10 protein-coding genes are annotated in these 8318 nt (G+C 70.3%); 9 read left to right on the top strand and 1 reads right to left on the bottom strand.

The genetic code is table 11. From position 1 onward, the window contains the following. Positions 1 to 396 precede the first annotated feature (396 nt). The 7 genes from ACFE7F_RS14990 (at position 397) to ACFE7F_RS14960 (ending at position 6494) form a co-directional block, all read left to right on the top strand. Positions 397 to 1551, top strand: a complete 1155-nt coding sequence (locus tag ACFE7F_RS14990) for a DNA cytosine methyltransferase (protein ID WP_375404655.1) — start codon at positions 397 to 399, stop codon at positions 1549 to 1551. Continuing rightward, the gene (locus ACFE7F_RS14985) at positions 1548 to 2474 is read left to right on the top strand and encodes a DUF4928 family protein (RefSeq protein ID WP_375404654.1); all 927 of its coding nucleotides are present in this window, start codon (positions 1548 to 1550) and stop codon (positions 2472 to 2474) included. The genes ACFE7F_RS14990 and ACFE7F_RS14985 overlap by 4 nt, the downstream gene beginning before the upstream one ends. 65 nt (positions 2475 to 2539) lie before the next feature. Further along, entirely contained in the window at positions 2540 to 2764 is a 225-nt protein-coding gene (locus ACFE7F_RS14980) for a type IIL restriction-modification enzyme MmeI (RefSeq protein WP_375404653.1), read from the top strand. After that, a complete protein-coding gene (locus tag ACFE7F_RS14975; protein ID WP_375404652.1) occupies positions 2764 to 3258 on the top strand; it encodes a hypothetical protein in 495 nt (164 codons plus the stop codon). The genes ACFE7F_RS14980 and ACFE7F_RS14975 overlap by 1 nt, the downstream gene beginning before the upstream one ends. Before the next feature lie 6 nt (positions 3259 to 3264). Beyond that, on the top strand, positions 3265 to 4002 hold the full coding sequence (locus tag ACFE7F_RS14970; protein WP_375404651.1) for a hypothetical protein: 738 nt from the start codon (positions 3265 to 3267) through the stop codon (positions 4000 to 4002). An 89-nt stretch (positions 4003 to 4091) separates the two neighbouring features. After that, positions 4092 to 4886, top strand: a complete 795-nt coding sequence (locus tag ACFE7F_RS14965) for a hypothetical protein (protein ID WP_375404650.1) — start codon at positions 4092 to 4094, stop codon at positions 4884 to 4886. Between the two features lie 102 nt (positions 4887 to 4988). Then, the gene (locus ACFE7F_RS14960) at positions 4989 to 6494 is read left to right on the top strand and encodes an aminotransferase class I/II-fold pyridoxal phosphate-dependent enzyme (RefSeq protein WP_375404649.1); all 1506 of its coding nucleotides are present in this window, start codon (positions 4989 to 4991) and stop codon (positions 6492 to 6494) included. A gap of 10 nt (positions 6495 to 6504) precedes the next feature. On the opposite strand, the gene ACFE7F_RS14955 is transcribed toward ACFE7F_RS14960, so the two are convergent. After that, complete coding sequence (locus ACFE7F_RS14955; protein ID WP_375404648.1) at positions 6505 to 7455, bottom strand: cell wall hydrolase; 951 nt, start codon at positions 7453 to 7455, stop codon at positions 6505 to 6507. 139 nt (positions 7456 to 7594) lie between these two features. On the opposite strand from ACFE7F_RS14955, the gene ACFE7F_RS14950 reads away from it, so the two are divergent. Beyond that, on the top strand, positions 7595 to 8014 hold the full coding sequence (locus ACFE7F_RS14950; protein WP_375404647.1) for a hypothetical protein: 420 nt from the start codon (positions 7595 to 7597) through the stop codon (positions 8012 to 8014). A gap of 77 nt (positions 8015 to 8091) precedes the next feature. Continuing rightward, positions 8092 to 8318, top strand: a 227-nt coding sequence (locus tag ACFE7F_RS14945; RefSeq protein WP_375404646.1) for a hypothetical protein, incomplete at its 3' end; no start/stop codon positions are given.

Below are 8318 nucleotides of genomic sequence, written 5' to 3'. Positions count from 1 at the left end.
GCGGCCCCCGCCGCGACGGCGGCGACCGGGGCGGCGACCGCGCCCCCCGCCCCGAGCGCGCGGGCAACGAGGACGGCCCCGCGCCCGAGTTCGCCCCGGCGTTCCTGACGGGCGACCGGGACTAACCTGCGGTTCACCGCTGAAACGGAGGAGGCTAGGGACGTATCGTCTCGGGCCTTTTTCCGTTGTGGAGTCCTGTCGACATCCGACGACTATGCCTACGGCCGTCGCCCGCTTTGCCTCGTGCTAGCGGTCGACGAGGCGAAGCGGGCGGTGCCGAGCACGGAGGCGGGGTTACAGGGCGTACGAACATGGCCTCGTTCCGCTTGCGTTCCCCTATAATTGCAGGAATGAGAGCAAGTAGCGCGACTCTTCGCCGCGCTGGTTAGGTCGGCTATGGCGCGGTTCAGCTTTCTGGAGTTTTTTGCCGGTGGCGGAATGGCGCGCGCCGGGCTGGGCGACGAATGGCGGTGTCTATTCGCAAACGATTTCGACCCGGCCAAGGCGACTGCTTACGCAAACGCCTGGGGTGAAGGAGACGTGCCGCCGCCCGAGCTGAAAATCGGCGACGTCGGCGAGCTGCGGACGGACGAGTTGCCGGTCGGGCGCGCTGACCTCGCCTGGGCTTCCTTTCCGTGTCAGGATCTGTCGTTGGCGGGTGCGGGTGCTGGTCTGGCGGGGGAGCGGTCGGGGACGTTTCTGCCATTCTATCTGCTTATGCTCGGCTTGCGCGAGCGCGGGCACGCGCCGCGAGCAATCGTGATCGAGAATGTCTGCGGGTTGTTGAGTTCCCATGGCGGTCGCGACTTCGCTGATATTTGCGCGATGCTGGCGAAGATCGGCTACCGTTTTGGCGCGCTGATAATGGACGCCGCGGACTTTCTGCCGCAATCGCGCCCGCGCCTATTCATTGTTGCCTTTGACCGCGCGTTGCCGGTGAGCAGGCCGGACCAGCCCTCGGCGCATTGGCACCCGGCCCGTCTGCGTCAGGCGCAGGCGGGGCTGCGCCCCGACCTCCGGCGCGATTGGCTGTGGCTGAGCCCGCCGGTCCCGCCGACGCGCAACACCCGGCTGGCGGACGTGATCGAGGCCGCGCCGCGCGACGTGCGCTGGCATAACGCGGAGGAGACGGCGCGGATTATCGGCCGCATGAGCGAGGTGAACCTCGCCAAGGTGAACGCCGCGCGCGATGCGCCCGGGCGGTCCGTCGGTGGGGTCTATAACCGCACCCGTATCGAGGGCGGCGTGAAGAGGCAGCGGTCGGAGGTCCGCTTCGACGACGTCGCGGGTTGCCTGCGCACGCCCGGGGGCGGCTCCAGCCGGCAGACAATCATAGTTGTGGAGGATGGCACGGTGCGCACGCGCCTGATCTCCGCGCGCGAGACCGCACGGCTGATGGGCCTGCCCGAGGAGTATCCGCTCCCCTCCCGCTACAACGACGCATACCACCTGACGGGGGACGGCGTGGCCGTGCCAGTGGTGCGGCACATCGCCGAGCATCTGCTCGAGCCGGTGCTGGGCGCGCGAGTTGGTCGGGCGCTAGCGGCGTGACCGTACTCGACAAGCTGGCCGCTTTTGCGGCAGCGAACAAGTTTACTACGCGGGGCGCGATGAACGTCGGGCTGGTGATAAGCCGGCGTGCGCGCGACGTCGGCCTGCCGCTCGACCCAGAGCAGCAGCTGTCGGACAGCGGCTCGCAGGTGCGGGGGCTGAACGGCGCCGCTGGCAACGTCATCCTCGCCGGCCATGGTATTTCCTACCGGTTCGGGACCGAGTCCGGCCGCACCAATCGGGGAGCGCCCAAGCAGATGCGCGCCTATGTTACCCTGCTCAACGAGTTGGCGGGCGAGCCCGGGTTTAGCACCACCGATTGCGAGCGGTTCTGGGTCGACCGGATTGTCGGCTATTTTGAGAATAAGCCTTTCCGCCTCCGGCGCGAGGCGGGGGCGGCGGTACAGGCGATCGTGGCCGACTTGCTCGACCAGGCGCGAGAGCGGCAGAAGGCGAGCGCGGGGGCGATGGTCGTCGGTGCGGTCATGCAGCATCTGGTGGGCGCCAAGTTGGAGCTGGCGCTGGCAGATCGCGCGACGATCACGCATCACGGCGCGAACACGAGCGATCAGGGAGGGCGAGGCGGCGACTTCGATGTTGGCGACGCGGCAATTCACGTCACTGCCAGCCCCGGCGAGCTGTTGATCGAGAAATGCCGCGCTAATATCGACGCCGGGATCAGGCCGGTCATCATCACCACCGCGAGAGGCGCGGCCGTGGCGGCGGGGCTGGCGGAGCAGCGCGGACTGCTTGGCCGAATCGACCTTCAAGTCATCGAGCAGTTCCTGGCGTTGAACGTGCTAGAGCTCGGTGCCTTTGACGCGGCGGGCGCGATGGGGAGCCTGCGCGCAATCGTCGAGCGCTATAACGCGCTGATCGATCAGTATGAGACGAACCCAAGCCTGCGCATCGAATGGGCTTGACCGCACAGCCCCGACTCGGTCGCAGGCGACGGCGCGCGGGCTGCCCAGGAACGCGACCTCAACGCTTGCCGACGTATACGATCCCGACACCAACGCCCGCCAAGCTGAGGCGCGCGCATCGCGAGCTCGATGCCACCGTAGACCGGCTCTACGCCACGTGCGGTTTCGCTGACGACCGCGCGCGCATCGAGCATTTGTGCGGGCGCTATCAGCGGTTGATCGAACCGCTTCGCGCGGCGACGGCGAACCGGCGCACGGCGCGGCGGAAGAAGGCAGCGGCCGACGCGTAATGCGTACGCCGGTCGAGATCGACGCGCTGCTCGCCGCGCCCAAGCGCATACTTGGCGCGCCGCAGTGGAACGAGATGGGCCCGAAGGCGGCGTTGTCGGCCGCGCTCGCGGACGAAGACGGCGCGTTGATCGGGGGCGTCAGCCTGCGGTTGAACGTATTAACGCACCTCCCATCCCCGAGCGGCAACGCGATCTTCCTGCTCGACCGCGCGCCGGTCCAGCGGCTCTCCTTCCGCCCCGATCATTCGCACGTGAATCCCGCCCGCTACCCGATCCCCGCCGAGTTGAAGCGGCTGAAGCTGCCCGCCGATGCGAGCCGCATCTACCGCTGGGATGACGATCGCCTCTGGCCGCGGCCTGATAAAATCGGGGTCGGCAGGTCGCTACGACCGGAACCCGCCACGGTCGAGGACGCCTTCGCGCTTTTTCTAAAGATCTGCGGTATAGCCGGGCGCGTCGAGCCGCCACCCCATCGGCCCAAATTGGAGTTCTGACCCGGCATGATCGACACGCTCGACCTCGCGCTGGAGCGCATGGATGGGATCAGCGGCGAAGTGCGCGTCTCGACATCCACCCTGCTGCCCAGCGGCGCGCTAGCGACGGTCGCCGTGCGTCCCAAGCCGGGAGGCGATTTCACCGTCAGCGACGAAGGGTCGGGGCGCGACGACCTGCTCGCGCTCGGCGTCCACGACCTGAGTTCGAGCGACACGCAGCGCGCTAACGCGATCGCGGCGCGGTTTGGCCTGAGCTTCGAGGAACAGGTCTTCTTTGCGCGCGACGTGAGCGCCCCGCAACTGGCCGGTGCCATCGCCTTCGTCGCGGAGGCCGCGCGCGAGTGGAGCAGCCGGACGGCCGTCAAGGCGGCGCAGCGGACCGAGGCCGCCATCGCCGACCGCGTGGAGCGACGGCTCCGCGAGATCGCCCCGACGCTTCAGCTTCGCCGTGACCGCGAGGTCGTCGGCGGCAGCGGCAAGCGGCACCGGTTCGACCTGGTCGCGACGCTGAGCGACGCACGCCTGGCCGTGTTCGAGGTGCTGTCCCCCAACACCAACGCGCTCTCGTCGACCTATATGAAGCTGGCCGACCTGCGGCAGGCGAATGATGATTGGCCGCGCGAGGTTGTGACCGAGCGCCTGGACGCTTGGTCGAGCGAGGACTTGGTGTTGCTGTCCGACGTCGCGACCAAGGTTCGGGACTTGTCGCACGATTGGCGCGATGTGGGCCTACTCGCCGCGTAGCCCACCGTTCGGCGACGGAATTCGGCTGTCCTACAAGACCGGCCCCGCTCTAATCCCCTCGCCCGGCGAGTCGAGAGGGATGGCGGAGCATGACGGCGAAGACGAGCGCGAGGCGGCGGGCGGCGTTTCTGGCGGCGTTGGCGGCGACGGGGAACAAGACGCTGGCGGCGGAGCGGGCCAAGGTCTCGCGGTCGTGGGTGACGCTGCACGGGGCCGCGGACCCGGCCTTCCGCGCGGCGATGGCGGCGGCGGTCGCGGGGGCGAAGGCGCGGCTGGACGGGGCTCGGTTGAGCGGGGCGTCGGGGGTCGGGCCGGACGGGCGGTGGCGGGCGCAGGACGGCGAGGAGCTGGCGGTGCGCGGCTCCAACGGGCGGTGGACGCAGGTCGCGCGCGCTCGGCCGCGGCAATGGACGCCGAGGGTCGAGGCGCGCTTCCTCGGCGCGCTGGCGGCGTCGTGCAACGTCAAGCGGGCCTGCACGGAGGCGGGGCTGAGCCATACGTCGGCCTATGCCCACCGCAAGCGCTGGCCCGCCTTCGCGCAAAGCTGGGACCGGGCGATCGAGGACGGGTACGACCGGCTGGCGACGGCGGCGGTCGCGGCGGCCGGCGCGATGCTGGGCGACGCCGACATGGTGCCCGACGCGGCGATGGGGCCGGTGTCGTTCGACGACGCGATCCGGCTGCTCGGGCTGCATAAGCGCCGGGCGATCGGCGTGGGTCGCGCTCCCGGCCGCGCGCCGCGACGAGCCACGCTGGACGAGCTGGCGCCGTCGATCCTCGCCAAGCTCGAGCTGGTGGAGCGTGCCCGTCAGGCGGGAATGACCCCCGACGAGCGCGCCGCGCGCGAGCGGGAGCTGGCGGCGCTGCGCCGGCGCGATGGCTGAGAGGGAGTGAGCGGCGGGGCTCGAAATAGACGTAATTTATTAACGGCATAACCTATGGCGTGATGCTCGGAACCGACGACTCGCGCCGCGCGCTCGTTCGGCATGGACCAAACCCAAGCCCCCCTCGTCGCGGCCCTCGCCAAGGCGGAAGCCCACCCCACCACCGGTTTCGGGGCGCCCGGCCACAGCGCGGGGGCCGCCATCCCCCGGGGCCTGCGCGCGCTCGTCGGAGCCAAGGCGTTCAAGGCCGACCTCCTCACCGTCAAGGGCGTCGAGGACCGGACGGAGGGCGACCATGCGCTCAACCGCGCGCACGAACTGGCGGCCGCCGCCTGGGGCGCGGACATGTGCCGCTTCATCACCGGCGGTTCGACCCAGAGCCTCCACACCGCGCTCGCCGCCGTCGCGCGGGCGGGCGAGACCGTCCTCCTCCCCACCAATTCACACAAGGCCGAATGGAACTACGCGCTCGTCGCGGGCCTCGACGCCGTGCCGCTCCAGGCCGATGTGGACCCCGTCTGGGATATCGAGACGGTCGTCACCCCCGCCACCCTCGCCGCCGCGCTCGACGCCCACCCCCACGCCAAGGCGGCGGTCGTCGTCTCGCCCAACTATCACGGCATAACCTGCGATATCGAACGCCTGGCCGAAATCGCGCATGCGCACGGCATCCCGCTGATCGTCGACGCGGCCTGGGGCGCGGCCTTCGCCTTCTCGCCCCGCCTGCCCTCCGACGCGCTCGCGCTCGGGGCGGATGTGGAGGTGTGCAGCGTCCACAAGACGATGGGGGCGCTCGCCCAAGGTTCGGTCCTCCTCGCCAAGGGCGACGTCGTCGACCAGCAGCGCCTGGCGCTCGCCTACGAGCTGTTCGAGACGACCAGCCCGTCGATCCCCATCCTGGGCAGCCTCGACGCGACCCGCCGCGACCACGCGACCCAAGGCGCGAAGATGTGGGGCGACGCGCTCGACCTGGCCGAGCGGGCGCGCACCGACATCGCCGCGATCCCAGGCCTGGTCGTCTACGGCCAGGACCGCGTCGAACCGCGCACCGAGCTCGATCGGACCATGATCCTGATCGACCTATCGGCGCTCGGCGTCGCGGGCTACGCGGCCGACGACTGGCTGTACGAGCATCATCACCTTCATGTCGGGCTATCGGACTCGCGTCATGTGCATGTCGGGATCTCCCCCGGCTCGACGTCCAAGGACGTCCGCAAGCTGGTGAAGGCGCTGACCGACCTCTCCGACAAGCTGCGCGCCGATCCGTCGATCCTGCCCGCCGCGCCCGTCTTCCCCGGCCTGTCCACGCTCCGCTTCGAGCGCGCGATGCCCGGCCCCGACGCCTTCTTCGCCGCCGTCGAGGAGGTTCCTTACGAAGCCTGCGCCGGCCGCATCGCCGCCGAGATCATCGCCCCCTCGCCGCCGGGCGTTCCGCGCTTGGTTCCCGGCCAGCGCATCACGCGCGAGCACGTCGCCTGGCTCGTCGCCAACCGCGACGCGGGCATGTTCGTGCTCGACCCGGCCGACCCCTCCGAACACCGCCTCCGCGTCGTCGCCGCCGGCGCGCCCGCAACCGACCGCCCCGCGATGTTCGCCGCCGAGGCCTGATGGGCGAGCGTCAGGTCGGGTCGGACTCCTCCGAGACGATCGCGCCCTCGATCGCATAGGCGCCCGACACGACCTGAGCCTCCTCGCCCGGCGCGCCGCGGTTGAAATGCACGCGTACCCCTGCCGCGACCAGTGTTCGCGCGATGCTCACGCCTTCGCGCGGTGTGTCGCTCCCTCGGTGGATCGTGACCTGACCGCCCCCCTCGACGGGTACGCGCGCGAGCACGGCGGACACCGCCCGGCCCACCGCCGCCCCCGGCTCCGCGCCCGCATAGGCCTGCCGAAAGGTCAGCGCCCGCTCCAGGGCCCCGCGCCAACGGTAGAAGATGTGGCTCCCCACGAGCCCGATCCGCGCCAGGCTCGGCGCCCACCAGGGCGAGACCGCCGTCGTATGGTAATGCGTCGCCGATCCAACGGGCGCGTACACGCCGCCGGCCAGCGCGGCTTCCGCGACGCCCCGCGCGCGCTCCCATGCGCCCGGCTCGCGCCGCGCCGCCATCGACCCGTCGCAGGTGAAGGAGAACTGGCACCCGGTCCGCCGCTGCGACCCTTGATACACCACCCCGCACACGCTCGCGGGAAAGGCCCGGTCGCGAACCCGGTTCAACACCACCTGCGCCACCGCGCGTTGTCCGTCCGGTCCTTGCGACCGCGCCTCGTAATAGACCGCCGCGGTCAGGCAGTCCGCCGCACGCCGCCGGTCGTCCTCGCTTCCCCCCGCCGCGACGAAAGGCGGCGGCGCTGACCCTGGCGCGCGGGCGGGTACCATGACCGACACGGCGGAGGCGGGCATCGCGGTCGGGACATCGAGCGCCAACCGCCGCAACAACGGCCGAGCTTCCACGATCACCCGCTCCGCCGCGACCGCGCGCGGCTTTTCGACGGGCACGCACGATGCCGCCAGCATCGGCACGAACACCGCACCGGCCGCTCTGAAAAGGGGGACGCCGACCTGTCTCATCGTCGCCGGCGGTACCCGCCGCGAGTTAGAAGGGAGTTAACCACCAATCCTTGTATGGGGCCGGAACGGTCCGGCCGGATCGGCGTTCGATCGTTACGGAGCTGCAATGGGGGGCTACATGCGCGCGGGACGTTGGCTCATGATCGGTCTGCCCGTCGTCGGCGCCGTTATCGGCGGGCTGGTGATCGGCGACCTGACGACCTCCGCGATCGACCCCTACTACCGACAGGTCGCGCTTCGCGACGACGATGCGCCGATCCTTCGCGGCTACGAACCCACCCGGCCCGCCCAGGTCAGCTTCACGCCGATCTCGTCGGTCGGCGAGTGGCCGGACGCCGCCCCACCCCCGCCGGAGGAACACGCCTTCGACGAACCCCCAACGGTCCCGACCTACGACTATGCGGAACCGGCGGAGCCGACCCGTTTCGAAGCCGACCCCGAGCCGGTGCTCGCCATGCTGTCCGAACCGTCCGCCGCGGCGATCGAGGAACACCTGTCGCCCGCCCCGACCCCGCCCGCCACCGACCAACCCGTCGAGATCGTCGCGCCCACGTCCTGAGCCGCTCCTTTCCCCCTACCCACCCGCAACGGATCGGTTACGGCGGGCCCCGCATGTTCGGACCGATCCGCTAACCCATGGCCCGCGACGATCGGCCCGCGACCCTCCCCTGGATCGACGTCGCCCCAAACGCCCCCTATTTCGTCGATGAGCATGGCCGCCCCTGGACGCCGGTCGGCCAGAACGACGCGATCTCTTGGGTGGAGCTCGACGGCCTGTTCCGCCGCCGCGATTTGCCCGCCGTCGAACGCCACCTCGAATATCTGAAGGCGCACGGCGTCGCCTGCCTCCGCCTGATGATCGA

The sequence above is a fragment of the uncultured Sphingomonas sp. genome (genome assembly GCF_964235535.1).
Classification (GTDB): domain Bacteria; phylum Pseudomonadota; class Alphaproteobacteria; order Sphingomonadales; family Sphingomonadaceae; genus Sphingomonas.
Note: the sequence above shows the minus strand (reverse complement) of the source record. Positions and strands in the feature narration are given on the sequence as shown.

What these genes read in the sequence shown, in the direction of transcription:
- ACFE7F_RS14965 (WP_375404650.1), top strand. Translation starts at nt 4,092, where the DNA reads ATGACGGCGAAGACGAGCGCGAGGCGGCGGGCGGCGTTTCTGGCGGCG.
- ACFE7F_RS14960 (WP_375404649.1), top strand. Translation starts at nt 4,989, where the DNA reads ATGGACCAAACCCAAGCCCCCCTCGTCGCGGCCCTCGCCAAGGCGGAA.
- ACFE7F_RS14990 (WP_375404655.1), top strand. Translation starts at nt 397, where the DNA reads ATGGCGCGGTTCAGCTTTCTGGAGTTTTTTGCCGGTGGCGGAATGGCG.
- ACFE7F_RS14970 (WP_375404651.1), top strand. Translation starts at nt 3,265, where the DNA reads ATGATCGACACGCTCGACCTCGCGCTGGAGCGCATGGATGGGATCAGC.
- ACFE7F_RS14975 (WP_375404652.1), top strand. Translation starts at nt 2,764, where the DNA reads ATGCGTACGCCGGTCGAGATCGACGCGCTGCTCGCCGCGCCCAAGCGC.
- ACFE7F_RS14950 (WP_375404647.1), top strand. Translation starts at nt 7,595, where the DNA reads ATGATCGGTCTGCCCGTCGTCGGCGCCGTTATCGGCGGGCTGGTGATC.
- ACFE7F_RS14955 (WP_375404648.1), bottom strand. Translation starts at nt 7,455, where the DNA reads ATGAGACAGGTCGGCGTCCCCCTTTTCAGAGCGGCCGGTGCGGTGTTC.